The organism is Paenibacillus sp. YYML68 (assembly GCF_027923405.1).
Classification (GTDB): Bacteria; Bacillota; Bacilli; order Paenibacillales; family NBRC-103111; genus Paenibacillus_G.
Genome location: NZ_BQYI01000001.1, coordinates 4,522,764 through 4,542,802, shown reverse-complemented (window position 1 = coordinate 4,542,802; position 20,039 = coordinate 4,522,764). Strand labels below are relative to the sequence as shown.

14 protein-coding genes are annotated in these 20,039 nt (G+C 50.0%); 7 read left to right on the top strand and 7 right to left on the bottom strand.

Annotated features, from left to right (window positions below):
- Window positions 1-23 precede the first annotated feature (23 nt).
- Entirely contained in the window at window positions 24-875 is an 852-nt protein-coding gene (locus tag PAE68_RS20310) for a methyltransferase domain-containing protein (protein ID WP_281890002.1), read from the top strand.
- Between the two features lie 6 nt (window positions 876-881).
- Here PAE68_RS20310 and PAE68_RS20305 read toward each other — a convergent pair whose 3' ends face one another.
- The 4 genes from PAE68_RS20305 to PAE68_RS20290 form a co-directional block, all read right to left on the bottom strand.
- The gene (locus PAE68_RS20305; protein ID WP_281890000.1) at window positions 882-1,028 is read right to left on the bottom strand and encodes a hypothetical protein; all 147 of its coding nucleotides are present in this window, start codon (window positions 1,026-1,028) and stop codon (window positions 882-884) included.
- Window positions 1,029-1,341: 313 nt separating this feature from the next.
- Window positions 1,342-2,058 carry a DNA alkylation repair protein gene (locus PAE68_RS20300; RefSeq protein WP_281889998.1) on the bottom strand — a complete coding sequence of 239 codons (717 nt, stop codon included), beginning with the start codon at window positions 2,056-2,058 and terminating at the stop codon, window positions 1,342-1,344.
- A 51-nt stretch (window positions 2,059-2,109) separates the two neighbouring features.
- Window positions 2,110-2,712, bottom strand: a complete 603-nt coding sequence (locus tag PAE68_RS20295; RefSeq protein ID WP_281889996.1) for a class I SAM-dependent methyltransferase — start codon at window positions 2,710-2,712, stop codon at window positions 2,110-2,112.
- A 141-nt stretch (window positions 2,713-2,853) separates the two neighbouring features.
- On the bottom strand, window positions 2,854-3,417 hold the full coding sequence (locus tag PAE68_RS20290) for a cupin domain-containing protein (protein WP_281889995.1): 564 nt from the start codon (window positions 3,415-3,417) through the stop codon (window positions 2,854-2,856).
- 247 nt (window positions 3,418-3,664) lie between these two features.
- Here PAE68_RS20290 and PAE68_RS20285 point away from each other — a divergent pair, with 247 nt between their 5' ends.
- The 4 genes from PAE68_RS20285 (at window position 3,665) to clpP (ending at window position 6,337) form a co-directional block, all read left to right on the top strand.
- Window positions 3,665-4,576 carry a class I SAM-dependent methyltransferase gene (locus tag PAE68_RS20285; RefSeq protein ID WP_281889993.1) on the top strand — a complete coding sequence of 304 codons (912 nt, stop codon included), beginning with the start codon at window positions 3,665-3,667 and terminating at the stop codon, window positions 4,574-4,576.
- A 216-nt stretch (window positions 4,577-4,792) separates the two neighbouring features.
- Window positions 4,793-5,209 carry a MerR family transcriptional regulator gene (locus PAE68_RS20280; protein WP_281889991.1) on the top strand — a complete coding sequence of 139 codons (417 nt, stop codon included), beginning with the start codon at window positions 4,793-4,795 and terminating at the stop codon, window positions 5,207-5,209.
- A gap of 47 nt (window positions 5,210-5,256) precedes the next feature.
- A complete protein-coding gene (locus PAE68_RS20275; protein WP_281889989.1) occupies window positions 5,257-5,709 on the top strand; it encodes a hypothetical protein in 453 nt (150 codons plus the stop codon).
- Between the two features lie 19 nt (window positions 5,710-5,728).
- On the top strand, window positions 5,729-6,337 hold the full coding sequence (gene clpP, locus PAE68_RS20270) for an ATP-dependent Clp endopeptidase proteolytic subunit ClpP (RefSeq protein ID WP_281889987.1): 609 nt from the start codon (window positions 5,729-5,731) through the stop codon (window positions 6,335-6,337).
- 102 nt (window positions 6,338-6,439) lie between these two features.
- On the opposite strand, the gene PAE68_RS20265 is transcribed toward clpP, so the two are convergent.
- Complete coding sequence (locus PAE68_RS20265) at window positions 6,440-7,930, bottom strand: alpha/beta hydrolase (RefSeq protein WP_281889985.1); 1,491 nt, start codon at window positions 7,928-7,930, stop codon at window positions 6,440-6,442.
- 229 nt (window positions 7,931-8,159) lie between these two features.
- On the opposite strand from PAE68_RS20265, the gene PAE68_RS20260 reads away from it, so the two are divergent.
- On the top strand, window positions 8,160-15,626 hold the full coding sequence (locus PAE68_RS20260; RefSeq protein ID WP_281889983.1) for an S-layer homology domain-containing protein: 7,467 nt from the start codon (window positions 8,160-8,162) through the stop codon (window positions 15,624-15,626).
- Between the two features lie 107 nt (window positions 15,627-15,733).
- Here PAE68_RS20260 and PAE68_RS20255 read toward each other — a convergent pair whose 3' ends face one another.
- A complete protein-coding gene (locus PAE68_RS20255) occupies window positions 15,734-16,312 on the bottom strand; it encodes a DUF4256 domain-containing protein (RefSeq protein ID WP_281889981.1) in 579 nt (192 codons plus the stop codon).
- A 409-nt stretch (window positions 16,313-16,721) separates the two neighbouring features.
- Here PAE68_RS20255 and PAE68_RS20250 point away from each other — a divergent pair, with 409 nt between their 5' ends.
- A complete protein-coding gene (locus tag PAE68_RS20250; RefSeq protein ID WP_281884531.1) occupies window positions 16,722-18,323 on the top strand; it encodes an IS1634 family transposase in 1,602 nt (533 codons plus the stop codon).
- A 316-nt stretch (window positions 18,324-18,639) separates the two neighbouring features.
- On the opposite strand, the gene PAE68_RS20245 is transcribed toward PAE68_RS20250, so the two are convergent.
- On the bottom strand, window positions 18,640-19,905 hold the full coding sequence (locus PAE68_RS20245; protein WP_281889979.1) for an AAA family ATPase: 1,266 nt from the start codon (window positions 19,903-19,905) through the stop codon (window positions 18,640-18,642).
- Between the last annotated feature and the right edge of the window lie 134 nt (window positions 19,906-20,039).

The following is a 20,039-nucleotide window of genomic DNA, read 5'->3' as shown; positions in this document are numbered from 1 at the left end:
GAGCATAAGGAGCGTGAGTGAGCATGAAGGAGCAATTATCGAGAAATATCGGGTTATACCGGAGAGAGAAGGGCCTGACCCAGGAGGAGCTTGCCCAATCGGTCGGGGTGACGTATCAGGCAGTGTCGAAGTGGGAGAATGCGCAGACGATGCCGGAGCTGGCGCTGCTCCCTGACCTGTCGCGAACGCTAGGCGTGAGCATCGACAAGCTGCTCGGCTACGTGTCGCAGGACAAGCCGATGACGATCTATGAGGAAGAGTATCAGACGGATAGCTATTACTGGGGGACGGAGCCGAATGAGGCTTGTTACCAGGTGCTGCAGGCGATGCCGCCGACGAAGCGCTTGAGGCTAATCGATATCGGGTGCGGGGAAGGGAAGGACGCGGTGTTTTTTGCCAGGAATGGCTATGCGGTCACGGCCTTCGATATTACGGATGCGGGTGTGGAGAAGACGAGGCGGCTCGCGGAGCGGGTGGGCGTACACGTCGATGTGTTCAAGGCGGACATTCTCCAATACCGGTTCGAGGAGCCGTACGACATCGTGTTCTCAAGCGGCGTGCTGCATTATATGAAGCCGGAGCTGCGGGAGGAGATTTTCGCTAATTATAAAAGGTATACCGCGCCGAACGGCCTGCACGTGTTCAATGTGTTCGTGAACAAGCCATTCATCGCCCCGCCTCCGGAGAAGGAGCCGCACGCGTACAAGTGGCATTCCGGCGAGCTGCTCGCCCATTATCGGGACTGGCTGATCGAGGACAGCGCGGAGCTTGTATTCGACTGCCATTCATCAGGCGTGCCGCACCAGCATGCGATGGCGACCGTTATGGCGCGGAAGGTGGAGGGGACGGCTCTAGTCGGCTCTAATCGGCACTAGTCGGCTCTAGTCGGTAAGGGAGGGGAGCTGCTCCTGACATGGTCGCTTGCTCGGAGCGTTGTTCGTCGCGATCATGCTCTTCCTGCTGCCGCCTGTGCTCCATCTGGGCAACCTGTCGGAGAAGAACGCCTCGGCGCGTCCCCCGTCTGTCATAAGGTTCACTGCTTGGAGCCATACTGAGGATGGATCTCACAGGAGGTGAACGACACGATGAGCACGAAAGCGAAGCCAGATCAGAACAACCCGAAGAACAGCCCGACTCGGTCTAACGACCCTAGCGATCAAGGAAAGCCAAGAGTGCAGCAGTAGTCGGAACGCAAGGCGAGTGAAGTCTGCACGAAGAGCCCGGTCCTGTAGGACGGGGCTATTTCGTATTACGGCTTATGGTTACGCGTATGCACCCAAGTCCTCAATGAGCTAGCTCAGCATCGAAGGTTGGTTGCGCTCAAGCCTTCAATCATCTCCTTCAGCACCTTACGTGCCGGCGCTTGAAGCCGAGCTGGTTCTTCTCGATGGCCTTCTGAATCGTATCCGAGGCGACGAGGAGGCTGCTCTTGCCTGTATCGCCCCGCTTGACCTCAACCGGACCGACAGCCTGCGCGGTCGCAACCGCCTGCTCATGGAGCGGCACGTAGGAGATGGCCACCGTGTAGATGAACTGGTTCATCGCATATTTCGCCCGTTCGGGTGCGCTGTGAATGGACGGCTTGACCCGCTCGAGCAGGTGGGCGAGCTTGTCGGTCGAGAACTCAGCGTCCTTGCGACTGCCGAGCAGCCAGCAGTAGCAGCTCCAGCCCGCCGACATGCGCAGCTCCTCGCCGCTAGCGATCCATTGATCGGCCACGCCTTGAGCGTGAGCCATCTCGGCCTCCGCCAAGGTGACGGCCACGACGTAGTCCGACAGCATGTAGAAGTAAGCGGCATCCATCCAGCGGTCGTAGTCGGCTGTCGTCATCCCCTTCGGATCGGCAATAATGCCGGCGAAATACATCGCATCATAGTTCCCCGTCGCGTACAGCTCCTCGGCGAGCGGCTGGTTGATCTTAATCTGCTTAGCGAGCGGCTTCATCGCGCCGGTAGCGACGCCGAACAGCGGTTCGCGTGCTCCGTTCGAGATGTACTGCTTCTTCGTGCGCTCCTTGCCGAGCGCCTGAAGCTCCTGCATAACGGTGGCGGCATCCATTAGTGTGGCCTCCTTGGGTGGGGATGGGGGTGTGGATGTCGTTGTCCGATCTCATCGAGTCGCATCCATTATAAACAGCGACGCATCCTGATTCATGAAGAGCTGCTTGCCCGTGTAGATCGTCTTGGACGTTACGTTCGTGTAGCCGATGCGCGTCATCAGTTGGGCTAGCTCGCCTTGGTCGAAGCCGTTATGAACCTTGTCCGATCGGACGTGCTCATTTTTATCAAAATCGACGATCAGCAGATGGCCTCCCGGATTCAGCACCTCACGTAAGCGGGCCAGCACCGGCTCAATATCCTGGATATGCAGCAGCACCTGGGCCATGAACACGTAGTCGGCGTGAAGGTCAGGCTGAATGCCAGCCTCGAGGTCAAGGCATAGCGTGTCGGCATTGTGGATGCTAGCGGCAGCGAGCTTGCTCTCAATCTGCTTCAGCATGTTCGGCGACGTGTCGAGGAACGTGACATGACGGAAGTCGCTAGCCAGCTCCAGCCCGACAAGCCCTGTGCCGCACCCGAAGTCAATAGCCGTCTTGTCCTGACCGTTCTCAATATACGCACGAATGGCGCTGGACGATACACTGGCGATATGAATGCGTTCTGGCGTGTCGTAGGTGGAGGCCATCATTTCGAAAATATCGGTGTTCCCCATTATCGTATCCTCCATTCAGTAGTCGTAATCATTACTACTTATAATACGTGATTCGGCTCGTTCTATACAACAAAGAAGCGGGCATGTGCCCGCCTCGTCGTGTAATCGCGTATGGATGGTGGATATGTAGGCTAGGTGTGCTTAGTACTTGCCTTGCGCGTCGGCTTTCGTTACGTGAACCGTACCGTAGGGATGCTCAGGCGGGGCATAGATAACGTACACCTTCAACGGGCGATGGCCTGTATTCGTAATATTGTGCCACTTGCCAGCCGGGACCATGATCGCGAAGTCGTCGTACGCCATCACTTGAAAATCGAGCTGATCTCTGCGGTCGCCCATCTGTACGAGCCCCTGGCCCTCCTCGATCCGAATGAACTGGTCCGTCGTCGGATGAACCTCAAGGCCAATATCATCCCCAACGTTAATGCTCATGAGGGTGACTTGGAAATACCGACCTGTCCATAAGGCGGTACGGTACGTGTTATTCTGCTTGGTGGCCTGGTCGATGTTCACGACAAGCGGTCGTGGACCGTAGTCTTGCAGGGGAATGCTCGGGATGCTCGGAATGTTAGGGCTGCTTGGACTGCCTCCATACGGCTGATAGCTGGGGCTGTACCAGCTGTAGGAGGGGGGAACGTTGCTTCCGTAGCCTTGGCCGTACATCGGATAATGCCATGGACGCGGATAGCATGGATGAGGGTACATGGACATGCTCCTCTCAGTGAATTGGGATGGACGGTTCATCATATGCATCCGTCTGGTTACAGATGAGTAAGGAATTGGGTGGGGGGGATATTTCACCCTATATAAACAATTGCAAACTAGAGCCGAATCGTTTATTGTAGACATTAAAGATCTTTAATGTGTGTTATTAGAGGGCAGGCAGTACTTGACGAGGCTATCGAGCGTTTCATTATTCTCGACAATTATTATGAAAATAGGGGTGAAAGGGATGGGAGCAGGAACGAGCAAGGATCTTTTTACTGATGACGAAATTTGGGAACAAGCTTGGAGGGACGACCGCGATACCGTTCTGAACAAGATGAAGGAGGCCGGATACGATCCGACGAGTGCTTTTAACCATAAGGCCAAGTCTTTCAACGAGCAAGCATTTAATGACGAGGGAAGAAAACGAGCCAAACGAATTATGAACTGGATAGAAGGACAGGGTGTTACCTTCGAGAATGCCTCCGTTCTGGACATTGGTGCGGCCACAGGAGGTTTTTCGGTGTCGTTTGCGGAGCGTGGGGCCCATGTAACTGCTGTGGAATCCGCTCTTCCGCTGGTCGAACTTCTGGAAGCAAACCTTATAGAATTCGATGTAGGTAAGGTGAAGATTGTACACGAGCCCTTTGAGAGCATTGACGTACAGGCAAGAGGGTGGAGCCAAGCCTTTGATCTTGTTTTTGTCTCCATGTGTCCGGTCATTATGGATTGGGAAAGCGTGGAAAGGGTGCTCCAATGTGCGCGGCGGTTTTGCTATATCAGCTTGCCGGCGAGCACCAGGGAGCATAATCTTGTGAAAGATATTTGGCCGTTGGTCTCCGATCAGCCATTCCAGACCAAACCGACGGAAATCGGCTATCTGCTTCATCTGTTGTATCTTAAAGGCTATTCCTACGAATCTCTTGTCACGCGGGAAATGACGAGGAAGGAAGTCAGCAGAGAGAAGGCGCTTCAGGAGATTATGGATGTGCTGAAGTTTTCGGGTATACCCGAGAACGAGCAGAACCACAACATCGTCGCTGAATATTTGGAACGGACTTATCCATTAGACAAGGTGGAAATCCATCAAGGTGGTCGTTTCGGCAAGGTACTGATTCGATTGCAAGATCAGAGCATGTACGCAAGAGAAAATGTGTAGCGAGGGAAATACATTTCGGTCAGCGATGTTAAGTGGAAGGAACTGTATCTTCATCTATCAAACAGTGAATACAAGAACATTCGCCCTTTAGCTCATACCAGTTCAAAGTTCACCCACGGGGTGGACTTTTTTTTGACAAACGATTAATGTTACAGTAGACTCTAAACAATACAGTCAAGTGTGACATATACAGGTAAATGTAATTGGAGGTGTGCAATGAATAGCTATACCGCTAAACAGGTCGCGGAGATTCTCCAGAAGGATGACCCGCGCATGAATCTGCGAACGGTAAGGTACTACACTCAGATTGGTATGGTACCGCCCCTTGAATTAATGGGTAACAAAAGGGTGTACACAGATAACCACATCCACTACTTTCGCGCAATTATAACCTTATCAAGAACGGGGGAAACATTGGCTTCCATTCAAGGAACCTTGAAGAAGCTTTCCTTGGTGGACATTGAAAAAATAAGTCAGCAATTAACATGGTATGAGCCTAGCCGTATGATTGAAAACGAAACACTAAAGATAACAGATGATGTCATGATTACAATTAGCCCTCGAATTTCTGCGGAGTTAAAACAAAGAGTTATCGATTCAGTATCTCAGGCACTAAGGGGTGACAATCAATAATGCTTAACATCAGGTTAGCCAAATCAAAGATGGAGAACGAAGAAGGAATGAATCATCTATGGATTCAGTTCATGCTAGATGAAAAATCTCAACAGTCGGAAATCCAAATTCAATTACCAGAGGGGATTTACCGCTCAAATAATCTTAATGGCTTGGTTGAGAATGAACGAGAGCATATTGTTGTCAATGCCTGCGACCGAGAAGTGTTCGTAGAAATATTCACCCGTGCTGCAATTGAATGTGGGGAAATGACAATCGTAGTCAGCCTATGGACAGTCGAGACCACTGTCACTAAGGAAATTACGATTCAGATCGTCGAAGCAGATGAAATGGATGAGCTTGAGATTGACGAGCAAGTTATCGAACGAATCAAAGAGTTAAGCAATGCTTCCCCTGCCTGCGATGCGGATTCGAGTCGTGTAACCATCCAACCAAGGATACTGGAGACCAGGGACAATAAGTATTCGTATTTAGAAAGAGAATATCGCATTGACTACTGATGATGAAGGAGGTCTAGCCATGAATCTGATTCCTTACGTTGTCGAGCAATCCTCCAGGGGTGAGAGAGCTTATGATATCTACTCTCGGCTCCTGCAAGACCGCATCATATTCGTGCCTGGAGAGATTACCGACGAAGCTGCCAATAGCGTCATAGCACAGCTTCTCTACTTAGATGCTGTCGATTCGGACCAAGATATTAACATGTATATCAACTCTCCAGGTGGTTCCATTACAGCAGGAATGGGCATCTACGATGCTATGCATCTAGTAAAGGCTGATGTATCCACACTCTGTATAGGAATGGCAGCTTCAATGGGGGCCTTCTTATTGGCAAATGGAGCGAAAGGGAAGCGGCTTGCACTTCCTAACAGTGAAATTATGATTCACCAGCCTCTCGGCGGGGTGCGAGGTCAAGCAACAGATATTGAAATAAGCGCCAAACGCATCATTCGATTGCGAGATAAAATGAACAAGATCTTATCCAAACAAACAGGTCAAGCGCTTGAGAGGATTGAAAGAGATACCGACAGAGACAACTATATGGATGCCTATGAAGCTAGCGCATACGGGTTAATTGATAAAGTGATACATGCAGCCCCTCTACAACATCGTGCTGCAGGGGGCTGAGGAGCGAGTGAGCGGCGTCCCTGGAGGGAACGCCGCTCACCTGATTCGAAGGTCAACGGGGGGCTCCATAGCTTGGATCGGATAGCCCCTTTAGGAAGGACTTTAGGAAGCTGAAGGCTCCTCCTCCAATAGACGCTCGTATTTATGTACCTTCTGCTCGTGTCCCCCTTGCCTCAGCCGCTCCAGATACCATATAACGATATTCTCCATATCCTCCTCGATTCGCCTACGAATGTCGAGAAACCAATCCTCGCAATAGCCGTTCAGTCCATCCTTACGATAAGTGTCCAGTAGATTCTGTGCAATAGTCTCGCGGAGCGTTTCATCGGGCTCATTGCTCCAGTCGGCTATTGATTCCAGCAAGGTGAGCAGATCGCATTCAATATCGGCCCGCAGGGAAATATGCTCTCTGTCTATCATGAGATACTCGTTCTTGTTCTCGCCTCCCGGTAGCGTCAGTAGCTGCTTCAGATGGCTCAAGCTGACGCGAAGCCGATTCTGTGCGCTCTTCAGGTCGACGTCAGGCCAGAGTCGGTCATAGAGCTGCTGTCTTGTCACTGTGGGGTGCAGAAGTAAATAGATCAGCAGCTCCTTGGCGCTACGTCGATTCCAGCCTTGAACGATCTCAACACCGCGCGCGAATACACGAAAGGTGCCCAGCGTATACACCTCCAGCCGATTCTTCTCCTTCAAGAGCTGCTGACCCGCAAGAATGACCTGATGCAGCTTGTCGCGCACCTTTCGCGTGGAGATGGGAGAGTAAGGCAGCTGCTGTTGGCTCAATGTACTGCGGCCTGCTTCGCAGTGCTCCATGATCCATTCCGCCACGAGCTCAGGGGCGTCCAAGTGGCAGGCGTTCGAGGAACGGGGTACGATGCGAAATCGTGCCTGCTTGGCGTAGCTCGCGGTAATGGCAGTAAGCGCTGGAGAAAGACATAGGTCGAGCTCGCCTGACAACAGCAGGGTAGGTGCTTCGAGACGGGAGAAGTCGCGGAGCACATCGGTTTGAAGAAATAGCTCCATGAGGCTCATGTATGTCGTTAGATCGGCCTGTCGAAATGCGTTCAAGAGTAATGAAAATTCGGCGGAATGCTGAGGTCTGTTCGTGATCGCCATCGTTATGTGATGGAACAGCAGCTCTGGGCGACCGGCTTGAAGAAGCTGTCGCCGATAGTTCATCGCCTCCACAGTCACGCTGCCGGGTACATAACCCCGTGCAGAGATCAGCGATAGGGTATGTATGCGCTCAGGTTGATGCGCCGCCAGCTTCACAGCCAGATTTGCTCCAATGCCATGACCGACGAGATGAATTCGCTGCTCCGCACAAGGGCGGGTCATTTGGTCGAAATCCGTCATCAGGGCCTCCCAGCTTAAAGGAAGCAGCACAGGTCGTCTTCCATGCCCGGGCAGGTTATAGGTCCATATGTTGTACTTATCGGACATGAGTGATGGAAGTGTGCCCCAGGCCTCCTGACTTAGACCCATACCATGAAGCAGGACGATGGTCTCGTAGTCAGGTTGCAGAATATCCGGATAGGAGAGGCGATGCGGGGAAGAACAAGATGGGTCGTGCGTCGCATGACTTGAATTCATACAGAGCTCCTTTGGTCCTTGTATTCGTAATGAGGTGTAATGATATTGTAATGCTTTGTTTTGTAATATTAAAGATATGCAAGAAATCTTTAGGTAATTTTAAAAAAAGGAGATGGATGTAGGTATAGTTCTTAAGTATGTGGATGCTGTTGTCGAATGGGTATACGCTTGATGTCGGTCTCGAAGTAATGCTGTCATGGATTGTATCTTAAGGGAGGAAATTAGACTCATGGGTAGATGGAGAAATACGGGATGGCTGAAGCTGATGCTTGCCGTCGTCTTATTGTTCGGCTCGCTCGCTCCTGCGGCCTTCGCAGAAACGATGAATATTAACGGCATTACAGCCACAGTAGAAAATGAAACAGGGACTGCGCTTCAATACGGATACCTCAGGCTGTATGAGCGTTATCACACCGAAACGTCGCTTACGGATGTTGGTTATAATTATGTTAGCAGCCGGCCTGTTTACAGCAAGGAATTGGATGCTACGGGCAAGTTCTTTATTCCGAATGCTTATGTGCTGTCAGGCAAGACTTATGATCTGACCGTGGAGGGCTACTCCTTCCCAGGCTCGAAGCGTATTATATACCAGTACAGCTTCACGGGCGGGGAGATTAGCGAGCTGAAGTTCGGCAAGGAGCAGCTGAAGAAGCTGACCTTCCAGACAAATATTCCTTATGACGATGGCTATCTTACGATAACGCCGACAAGTACGGAAGAGAACTTCTATCCAATGACTCACCACTTTAACGTTACGGATGGGCTTGAAATCTATGTCGCGGGCAACAGGGATCTGGGGGTATCCGCGGTATTGAACCAGACGGAGGCCCTAACAAGCTACGTGCTGACCACTACGGTTCCAGTGAACAGTCCAAGCGAGCAGACGCTTTCCTTCGGCTCGGACCTGGTCAAGGTGACAGCGCCTCAAGGAAGCTACGATGACATCCACATGCATTTTTATGGGAAAAACTATTGGGCCTCTAACCTCAAGAGAACCGTATATGTAAGTAAAGGCATTGAGGCGAGAGTTGGTTTTACGGTTACGAAGGATGACTATATTTACCGTTATGATCGGTTGAATGCAGTGCTGAATGAGGATTTGGCTCTACAGCTAGAGCGGGAAATGACGGCTTCGCAGGTGTATCACTACTGGGATGTGAAGGATTATAGCTCAAGTAAGCTAGAATTGATTCCCTCCGCGTATACGGAGTACAGCGATTCTCATGGCAACCGGCTGTGGGAAGTATATCCTAGAAACAACACGAATCTTTCGACAGCCGCATTTATGGCCTATAACGAGCAAGGTGAAGTGACGAAATACGAGCTGAAGGCAACGGAGACCGGGACGCAATATTCGGTTGCTGATACGGCATCTGTTGGCGGTGGCGGTGGTGGCTCGAATGCGATACCTGTGCAAGGGATGATTACCTATGAGCTGCTGAACGCCGCAGGCGAGCTGGTGCAGGTGGTCGGCACGAATTCGGTAACCCGAGTAGCGCTGCCTAACGTCCAGCCGGGAACGTATCGGCTGAAGCTGAAGGAGCAGAGGTTCCCGACGAACATGGTCACGCTGTCCGCGGACAAAACCTTTACAGTATCTGGGGAGGGCATTGCGGATTTCAGGACGCTGCCATTCGAGCTTCCGGCGGGTTATTTCTTCAGTTACACGCAAAATGCCCGTGTGTATGAATTGTCCTCTGGTGGGACAAGTCGATTATTAAGCTCAGAGTTGAGCTATGAATCGTATGGAGTGCCTAGATTAACCATCAAGGAGCGTATTGCTGAGGACCGCAAGTACAAGGTGTATGCGACGATATCTCTCAGGGATATATCGTCGAACTGGCCTGTGACCTATCTGTATGCGAAGAGCTTTGATGGCAGGGATCTTATGACGATGGACGTGTTGCCAGTGGATGAGCAAGTGACCACCATTTCCTTCGCCAATGCGGAAATCATTCCGAGCGAGAGGGCGTTTATTCAAGCGGCGGTACCTGTCGAAGGGCTGGATACCAGTAAATTCTCCTTCCGTGTAGATTTAGGAAGGCACTACGCGCCAGTGAATGCACCGACCGCTACGCTGCTTGCCAGACCGGGCAATTATGATTTTGGCTGGATTACGCTGGATGGGCAGGGCAGTGCTTATGAGCTGACGAAGTCGGTGACGGTAACGCCGAACATGGAGCCTATATCATTCCATGAGTTGGTTGCTGGTACGGTTGTTGTGAAGCTGCAGTCCGAGGATGGAGCGGAGGTTCCATTCAAGGGTGTCTACGTCCTGAAGGATCAATATAGCAATACCGGCGGAATAGGCTATTTTAGTCCGACAGAAACACAGGTGCTGACGAAGGTCCATACGACCCCGGGCAATAATCGGTACATATTCCGACTGGAGGAGAAGGAGCCGCTCGAGACGCCATGGACTTATAACTGGATCTCAGAGCGCAGGCAGATCGAGACGAATACAACGCTTCAGTTCCCAAGTCAGCGGTCAGAGCCGGTGCTCGAGGGCTTCAAGGTTCAAACGGACGAGGCGAATTATCGCACGACCATTGCTGCTTCAGTCTTATTCCAGCGTGGAGATCTCAAGCTTAATGAGATTTACGTGAATCGAGAAAGTAATGTTAGGCTTTATGCTGCGGCTACTGAGGCGCGGCAGGAGACGCAAGCCTACGACGGTGATTTCAACATGACCTCCAGCGTACCGGCAACGATCAGCATCAAGAATGCTGAAGGACGTACGGTCTACACGGGAGAGGATCATACCCCGTCGAGCATTCATATAACGGCGTACTTAACGCCAGGCACGTATCAATTCAGTTATAGCCAGCCGGTAGGACCGAATCAGAGCAAGACGCTGACCCGCGACTTTACCGTGGGCAAGGTACAGGAGACGCCGAATAAGCCGGTTGTCGAGCTCAGCATGACAGGCTCGGGACTCCAGGCAACGTGGCAAGCTGTGCTTGGCGGCAGCTATTATCGTGTCTTCCTCGCAGAGAAGGGCCAGTCGCTCGTGCAGGTGGCGGACCAAGTCACGGATACGCGTTATGTAAAGTCCGATGTAGCGGTAGGCAAGACCTATCAGGTGAAGGTTGCAGCCGTAGGCCGAACCGGTATTGTAACGGAGTCTGACGTTGCTGAGTTTACCGTTCCTGACTTCTCTGTTGCGGCATTGGATGTAAGCTGGCCTACGGCCGAGACCGGGCTGCTGAAGCTGGACGGCAAGGTAGGCATTAGGCTGACAGGCACCTACAGCGATCAGTATGAAGCGAAAGCCATAGTCGCCTATACGACATCGGCTGGCGCGCAGACGAGAGAGCTGACGCTTGCTTATCAACAAGCCGAAGCCAAGTTTACCGGCGAGTTCGCAGTTGAAGAGGGCATCCTCTCTATCACGAGCGTCGAAGGCTATCTTGTGAAGAAAGCGAATGCGCAAGAGAAATCGAACGTGAAGAAGACGGAAGGCGTACGGACTGTCGGCGCTACAGTGAGCGGCAAGGTGACCTATGGAAGTCAAATTCCGGCGCAGGCTATCCTTCAGCTCTATTCCGGCCATCGCTTCGCCTCTAAGGCGGTTGCAGCGGACGGCAGCTTCGTCCTGGAAGGCTTGGCAGCAGGCGAAGCCAAGCTCAGCCTGATCTATCAAGGGGAAGTATTCTCCGGCATCGGACCGAAGCTGACGATCGGGGCAGGCCAAAAAATTAATCTTAAGACGATTACGGTTCCGGTCAACAAGACGTTAAAGATTCAGCTTGTGGATGCGGAAGACAAGCCTATCGCACAATCCTTGCACGTGTCACTACGTGGGAAAGAATCGGCGACGTCAGCCGTCGAGATCTATGGCTATATTGGCGCAAATGGTTATTTCACCTCTTATACCGGGGAGACAGAGCTGAAGCGCGTCAAGACAGGTAAATATGAGCTTAGCATCAAGGGCTCGGGCGCCTTCGAGTCCAAGACGCAGGAGGTCGTTATTGCGGAGGGCACGGATTATGTTGTTGCTCCGATCATGGTAACGGTAGATCGCAAGACCAAGGTTATCGTTCCCGAAGTAAGGATTAAAGTAACGATTCCGGATGGCTTTAACGTAGAAGAATTGGATTATTTCCGACTGTATAGCCCATCGGCGGCACAAGCCTTCGGCTACAGTGAAGCGGTGCATACTGGCTATAACCGGACGATGACCGTATCCGAGCGCGTATACGTGCCGAATCCGCAGCATTCGGCTAATGGAGGCACTTCCTCTACTGTATCGCAAAACGTATATGTTCGTTATGGAGAATTCAACGTAACGAATGTGGTTGCAGCGGCAGAATATGAATTGACGGTTCAGGAAAAGGGCTTCCGCAACGTGACCGGACGCGGGCCGATTCATCAGGCAAGCACGAGCATCGGTGCTGCATTGGATCTTGGCACGACAGTGACAGGTAAGCTTATGACAGCGAATGGCCGTCAAATATTGAACGCACAGCTTCAGGCGTTCAGTCAGACGAGCTGGGCTTCAACCGCCATGGAGGCGAACGGCCAGTTCACATTGAGCGGCCTGGCTGCAGACGAGACGATCAAGGTTCGTATTCATGCCGAAGGATATATTCCGGTTGAGAGAACAATTGGTGTCCATGATGCCAAGCAGCTGGGCGACATCGTGCTGGAGGCAGATCAATTCGTTCATGGTCGCGTATTCGCGGCGGATGGAACAACACCACTGAAGCATGCAGGCATCAGTCTGTATGATGCAGCGGGACGCTTCTACAAAGGCTGGGCTCGCACGGATGCGGACGGCTACTTCAAGATTCGTGGCCTCGAAGCGGGTACGTATCGATTGGAAGTAAGCTATTATGGCTACCCGAACGTATCCACAACTGTAGAAGCCGGACCGACGGAAGCAACAATCGTGCTTCAACAGGAAACAGGTAGTCGCTTCAGCGGGCAAGGCAACAGCTTCAGCTCTTCCGTAGCTACGGCCGTCTACGGCAATAATCTCGAATATCGATTGAATTACCAGAACAATGGAACAACGACAGCCGAGAACGTCAGGCTGAATGTAGAGCTGCCGACAGGAGTAGCACTGCTTACAGGAACCGTGCTGCTGAATGGTGTGCCGCAGGCAGCCGTTGTGAATGGTTCCAGCTTCTCCGTAGCCGTGGGCAGTCTGGATGCCGGCAAGGGTGGCCATCTGAGCTTCGAAGTGACTGTAAGCGCAGATGTTCATACAATTCGGGCAACCGGGCAGGTGACGGCAGCGAATAACGAGCAAGGTCCTGTAATGGTTGCTTCGACCAGCGTGCTCTACGCTTCGATCAACGCGCCTGCGACGACAGGAAGCAAGACAATCAAGGTGTACGGTAGTGCAATGTCAGGCTCTACGGTCGAGATCTTCGCTGGCGACCTTAGCATGGGGAAGGTACAGGTGGACGGCCGCTGGTGGTTCGCTGATATTACGCTGCCTGTAGCGGACAATGTGTCAGAAGCGGAATTCCAGCTGATGGCCAAGGTAACGAAGAATGGATCGGCCGGCAGCTTTACCTCCGAGCCAGTGACAGTGAAATATGCTCAGGGCACGCCGGAGGTGGACTCCGTCAACATTACGGCAGGCTGGAACAAGAATGTGAAGCTGAATCCGTACACAGCCGTTGCCACGATGGCGATTACGGAGATGACACCAATTGAGGTTAAGGTTGTTTTCAAGGAAGCAGTGGATGAGGCTCAAATCTCGTTCCTCGGTAACACATATGTGCTGACGAAGGGAGCGGACGGGAAAACCTTCACAGGCTCTGTACCGAGCGGATGGAGCTCTTATGGTGAGCAGCTGCTCGATTTGACCTACAGACTGGGCGGGGTCACGATCAAGATGCCGCTTCTCGAAGTAATCGTCCTGATTGACCCAAGCGGCTATGTCTTTGAAGGAAGCATGGATAACCGTCTGGAGGGCGTTACCGCTATCGTTCAGCAGCGCGGTAATAACAATGCATGGTCCAACTGGGATGCTGACAAGTACGGTCAAGTGAACCCTCAGACCACAGACGACGAAGGGCGCTATGGCTGGGACGTGCTGCAAGGCGACTGGAGAGTACTCTTCAGCAAAGAAGGGTATGAAGGCTATACTTCCCGCATCGTTGTCGTACCGCCAGCGGAGACGCAATTGAATGTACCGCTGGAGAGAACTTCTGCACCTTCGGTCGTATCCATTACGCCTGAGCAGGGTGCAACGAACATTGAAGCGGATGCCAGCATCACAATTGTGTTCGACCGTCTGATGAATCAGGAGAACATGGCGCCGGATAGCATGCGTAATCTGCCTGGCACGATCCGTGTCGTGCAAGTGAGCGGAGCGACCGAGGTACCTGTGGAAGGCACCTTCGAGTTCCAGAACATGAAGGGCTATAAGGAGGATATCAGCAAGACAAATGCGGGGCTTGCGGATATCAAGGGTCAGAGTGGCTGGTTCCTTCCTGACGATACGAAGCTGCTTTCGCAGGAGGTTGTGTTCAAGCCGACGTCTGCGCTTCAGCAAGGTGCTGTGTATAAGATGTATGTCGATGCTGAAGTCATGGATTACGCAGGCAAAACCTTGATGCAGGGTTCGAGTGCAAGCTTTACAGTAAAGCCTAGACCCGCAGACAATGCGACTAGCTATGTTGGTGGCGGTGGCGGCATTATCGCCACACCAGCGAACGGTAAAGAATTCACTCTGGATGCAACGAAGCTTGCGCAGCTGACCAAAGACAAGCTCGTCACCGTAGTATTAAAGAATGACCAGCATACCGTCAGTATTGCAAACAGCGTATGGAAGGAGATCCGTGCGAAAGGCTACACGCTGAAGCTGGAGAAGGAGGAAGCGGTATTAACTGTTCCTTCCAGTGCCTTCCAGCTGCAGGACCAGGAAGTATTGTCGATTCTCTTCACTCCAGGGGAAGGTACCTTCGGCCAAGGCTATAAGGCGGCTTCCGCCGCGCTGAAGGTAGAGCTGGCCAAGGTGAAGGATGGCAAGTCTGTAGCTGTATCCTCGACTGAGACGCTTGAGCTCAAGTTGAAGGCCCAAGCAAGCACAGAAGCTGCCTTGATCGGCTTGTATGAGCTGAAGGGCAACCAGTGGGTATATCTCGGCCGTCAATGGACGGCGAAGGTTACCTCGTCGGGTACTTACGCTTTGCTCACTTACGAGAAGGCGTTCACTGATGTGACTGGACATTGGGCACAGCAAGATATTCGCGTGCTGGTCTCGCATCATATCGTGAATGGCATAACGGAGACGACCTTCGAGCCTTCTGGCGTGACCACACGCGCGCAAGTCGCCAAGCTGTTCGCCGAGCTGCTGAAGCTAGACAGCGGCAGCAGTGCACCGAGCTTTGCAGACGTAGCTACGAACGCCTGGTACGCTTCAGCAGTAGCGGCTGTAGAGAAAGCAGGCATCTTCCAAGGCGCGAACGGACAATTCCGTCCGAACGATCCGATCAGCCGTCAAGAGCTGGCTGTCGTTATTACGCGTCTGATGAAGAAACCGGCCCAAGCGGCAGAGGTCACCTTTGCTGATCAAGCCTCCATTGCCGATTGGGCTAAGGCAGGCGTGCAGACGGCAGTTCAATTCGGTATTGTCCAAGGTGACGAGCAGGAGCGCTTCCAGCCGACCAGCAATGCCACCCGCGCGGAAGCGGCAGCAATGATCAACCGACTGATTAAAGTGCTGGATCAACAGTAAGCATAACAGCAAAAAAAGAACAGGCCTTTGTGGCCTGTTCTTTTTTGAGTTAGCTTGCGCTGATTACACTTCTCTGGCCAGACAACTCCGGTTCTTTATTCGTTCAGTTAGACCCTTAGCGAGCCACGGAAGCCTCTAGCAGCATAATAGGATTCTGCTCCATTGTGGTACATGAAGACAGTGTCATAGCGCCGATCACAAAAGATGGCCCCGCCGAGTTTTCTAATCCTTTCAGGTGTTTTCACCCAGCTCGATGTTTTCATATCGAAGCTTCCAAGCTTCTGCAGCTCCCGATATTGTTCTTCTGTTAAAATTTCAATACCTATGGCAGCAGCCATTTCTATCGCATTATTTTGCGGCTTATGTTCTTTCCGTGACTCCAGCGCTTCACGATCGTAACAAACACTTCTTCGCCCCTTAGGACTTTCTGCTGAACAATCGCAGAACATGTATTCCCCCGTCTGTTGATCATAACCAACAACATCCGGTTCACCGCCGGACACTTCCATTTCATGGAGCGACCATAATTTTTCTGGTTGAGCTTCGAGCCTTGCTTGTACGTCTGCCCATTCAAGACCGTGATGGCGGTTCATGTATTTCTCAAAGCGCGCTTTCAATATTTTGAGCAGTCCATCTTGTTGTTCCGAAGATAACTCCTTCTTATTGCTATTGGGACTCGTTGTCATTTGAATTTCTCCCTTCAAATGTGCTACTTCATAGTGAGCAACAGACAACACTCAACATGACTGGAGTGTTCCAAACAGTAAAACTATCGATCTCGTCTTCTTCGAATAGAGGGCATCTCTTCGTAATAGGATTTCAAATGTTTGTCTAAACTCCAAATCCTTATAGACCCAATTGAAGGAACAGTATCCTTATATTTCTTGTAAACTTGCACTATAGATAAATCACCGATACCAATCTCCATGACTGCATGTTCAACAACTGCACTCGATATTTCTAATAACCTAAATCCCCGCGCAATTATAACGTGGAATTGTAAATTCCCCTTATAATTCGCGGGGTTTCGTCATTTTTCTCTTGCTAAATCTATCCATTCCACGTTATAATTATAACGTGGAATGAGGGGATCACATGGCACTTGTCTATTTGAAGAATAAGACCAATGGTATCACATACGTTTACGAATCCGAAAACTACTGGGATAAGGATAAGCAGCAATCTCGTAGCCGTCGTACTTGCATCGGCAAGTTGGACCCTCAAACAGGGGCTTTCATTCCTTCAAAGCGGTTGAACAAACCGATCAAACCATCTAGTTCTAAAGCGGATTCCACTTCTGTGACCGAATCAAAGCGCCACTATGCAGGCGCCACATTTCTACTTGATGCTATTGGCAATAAGCTCGGAATTACCGCCGATTTGAAGAAGTGCTTTCCTGAGCAATACGATCAGATGTTGTCCGTTGCCTATTATTTGATTCTCGAGGATCACAATCCACTCATTCGATTCCCTAAGTGGGCATCGACTCATAAACATCCCTATGGCAAAGATATACCTTCTCAGCGAAGCAGCGAATTGTTCGCCTCAATTACAGAGGAAGGGCGAGAGCGATTCTTCCGTCTTCAGGGTAGACGTCGTACGGAAACGGAGTATTGGGCCTATGACACGACAACCATTTCGAGCTATTCTGAATGCTTAAATCAAGTCAAGTATGGTGTCAACAAAGAACATGATCCTATTCCGCAAATGAACTTGGCGCTATTATTCGGTGAACAGTCCAACCTGCCGTTTTACTATCGGAAGCTGCCTGGAAACATCTCCGATGTTCAGACCGTCAAGAGTCTCATTGCTGATATGGAGTTCCTAGACTACAAGAAAATCAAGCTGGTTATGGATCGAGGCTTCTACAGCGAAGCCAACATTAATGCCTTGTTCCAGCATCACCTGAAATTTTTGATTGGTGTTAAGGTCTCACTAAAATACGTACAATCTGAACTGGAGACCGCTAGAACTCAGCTTCAGAAATGGGAAAACTTCAACTCCGATTACGATTTGTTTGCCTGCTCTAGGACGATCACGTGGAAGTATACACAACATCGTCCGTATAAAGGCGATGTGCTAGAGGGGGAGCGCCGGGCGTATTTGCATCTGTATTTCAATAAGGAGAAAGAAGCCGAAGACGCCATGAAATTAAGTCGTTTGCTGACTCGCTTGAAGCAAGAACTAGAGAGTGGCAAGCGCGATCCCGCTCATGAGAAAGCCTACGCTAAATACTTTGAAGTAACCTCCACGCCAAAGCGTGGAGCCGTGATAAGGCCTAAACAGGAGGCGATCGACGCCGCGGCTAAAAATTACGGCTACTTCGCAATGCTAAGCAATGAGATCAAGGATCCGATTGAAGCACTGGCCGTTTATCGAAACAAGGATCTCATAGAAAAGGCATTCGGGAATTTGAAGGAGCGTCTCAACTTCCGTCGTATGGAGGTATCATCCGAACGTAGTCTTGATGGAAAGCTGTTTGTGGAATTCGTAGCCTTAATCTATCTTTCATATATTAAGAAGGAGATGCAGGAGAAGAAATTATTCCAGCGGTATACGATGCAAGGGCTTTTGGACGAGCTTGATGTGATCGAATGTTATGAACGCCCCGGTCACGATCTGCGGTTCGGCGAGATTACTAAGCGACAAAGGGAGCTGTATGAATTATTAGAGGTCGCCCCGCCCTCCTCGTTATAATTCGGCGGGGATTTAGGTAATAAATCTTCTCTCTCAAACTCTTGACCAAAATATGACCAAGGAGCCTGATCATTTACCGTTCTATTAATTAACTCAGCCATTGTTTGAGCCCGTTCTCTTCTCAAATTGCCATCAGCAATATGCGCAATATGATTACCTGTTTCTATTATAGTAGCTAATGGTAGGATCAAAGTCTGCTGTCTATCTTGCTGTAGTAATGTTAGTTCTTCAATAACCTCTCGATGGTTCTGATTCATGTGGGGAATGTTTAAAATATTACACAGTATAGAGGTATCGATAATACTCACATGCATATCTATACCCCCAGCCAGCCTAGATCATTATTACTCTGAACCGGTTTCTTTAATGCCTTTACTAATTCATCTCTCACCGTCAGGTCACCTAAGTATCCTTTTGACAATAAAGTAGGCAAAGATTCGATATCCGGTAATGAATAAAATTTACTCGAACCATCATACGGATCTCTGTAACATAACACAACACCTAATAACTCTTCTCTCGTAAGAGCATTAAGCAGAGTAGGGTTATGTGTTGTAATAAGAACATCTATCTGTCTTTCTTTGGTTAGTCTTGATATAGTTTGAACTAAAGTTTTAATTCTGCTTGGATGAATACCATTATCAACTTCTTCTATCACAATCATGCTGCCCGATTCTTCACTTATTAGTGAAGATAATATTGCTAAATATCGAAGTGTACCATCAGATAGCCGTTTGGCCTCAACAAATTCGGAGCGTTCACCATATCGTTCTTTCAGTCGAAACATAACATCCCCAATCGAGGTTTCAATGAATGAGATATCTAAAATCTCATTTTCCGGTAATTCTTTCAGTGCCTTTAACAGACTTCTTTTATATTCCTTGTTTTTGCATAGTTCGTACAGTACTGAGGATATATTATCAGCAGTCGGTCTTAGTTCATGGTCGCTCATTCTTGAGTAATCTCTCATACGACTAGGGAGTGGATCTAAGAATAAAATTTTCCCCAACCGTTCCAAAACCAAATTAATGTATGACACGTTTTTTTTATTGTTATCGGTTGTCGTGGGCATCTTGGATGACAGTTGAGCCAGTACAGAAACAGAACGAATACATGTAACCTCAGGGTTTCTACCCTTTCGTCCGTTATTATATTCGACGTTAATGTCACTATAGTCGTCAGATGTATCTTTCGTTTGGAAAATAACAATCGGTTTTGCGTTAGGCGAAAGTTTATACAGATGCTCTGCAAGTATAAAAACCCGATTACTGATTTTTATCGTAATTGAATATTCCAGATCGTATTCGTCATCGATATCTACCATGCAGCCTAATGTAAAAGTATCCGTGCCAAGCATAGGGCACCCGATACTTCCACCTCTAATTTCACTATCAACGTTCTTCGATCCGTCAAGTATAACAGCCAATTCTCTCCCTGATGATATTTCAGAAAGAATCTTCATACCCTCAATTGCATTGGTTTTACCGCCTGCGTTGCTACCGATTATAGTGGTTAATTTCTCTAATTCTAATATGGACTGATCAAAGCTTTTATAATTTTGGAACGAAAAGCTTTTTAGCATTTCTTCCCCTCCTTGCCTTTTGAATGAAACCTTATTACATACTTTACATTATAACAGATTGTGTTCATTGCATTACCAGAATGACTGTATCTCATATTCGAACCATCAATATTACCGACTCCACATGTGACGAG

Coding starts and splice junctions, on each gene's coding strand:
- PAE68_RS20245 (WP_281889979.1), bottom strand. CDS start 19,905: ATGCTAAAAAGCTTTTCGTTCCAAAATTATAAAAGCTTTGATCAGTCC.
- PAE68_RS20275 (WP_281889989.1), top strand. CDS start 5,257: ATGAATCATCTATGGATTCAGTTCATGCTAGATGAAAAATCTCAACAG.
- PAE68_RS20295 (WP_281889996.1), bottom strand. CDS start 2,712: ATGGGGAACACCGATATTTTCGAAATGATGGCCTCCACCTACGACACG.
- PAE68_RS20260 (WP_281889983.1), top strand. CDS start 8,160: ATGGGTAGATGGAGAAATACGGGATGGCTGAAGCTGATGCTTGCCGTC.
- PAE68_RS20300 (WP_281889998.1), bottom strand. CDS start 2,058: ATGGATGCCGCCACCGTTATGCAGGAGCTTCAGGCGCTCGGCAAGGAG.
- PAE68_RS20265 (WP_281889985.1), bottom strand. CDS start 7,930: ATGAATTCAAGTCATGCGACGCACGACCCATCTTGTTCTTCCCCGCAT.
- PAE68_RS20280 (WP_281889991.1), top strand. CDS start 4,793: ATGAATAGCTATACCGCTAAACAGGTCGCGGAGATTCTCCAGAAGGAT.
- PAE68_RS20285 (WP_281889993.1), top strand. CDS start 3,665: ATGGGAGCAGGAACGAGCAAGGATCTTTTTACTGATGACGAAATTTGG.
- PAE68_RS20305 (WP_281890000.1), bottom strand. CDS start 1,028: ATGACAGACGGGGGACGCGCCGAGGCGTTCTTCTCCGACAGGTTGCCC.
- PAE68_RS20310 (WP_281890002.1), top strand. CDS start 24: ATGAAGGAGCAATTATCGAGAAATATCGGGTTATACCGGAGAGAGAAG.
- PAE68_RS20250 (WP_281884531.1), top strand. CDS start 16,722: ATGGCACTTGTCTATTTGAAGAATAAGACCAATGGTATCACATACGTT.
- PAE68_RS20255 (WP_281889981.1), bottom strand. CDS start 16,312: ATGACAACGAGTCCCAATAGCAATAAGAAGGAGTTATCTTCGGAACAA.
- PAE68_RS20290 (WP_281889995.1), bottom strand. CDS start 3,417: ATGTACCCTCATCCATGCTATCCGCGTCCATGGCATTATCCGATGTAC.
- clpP (WP_281889987.1), top strand. CDS start 5,729: ATGAATCTGATTCCTTACGTTGTCGAGCAATCCTCCAGGGGTGAGAGA.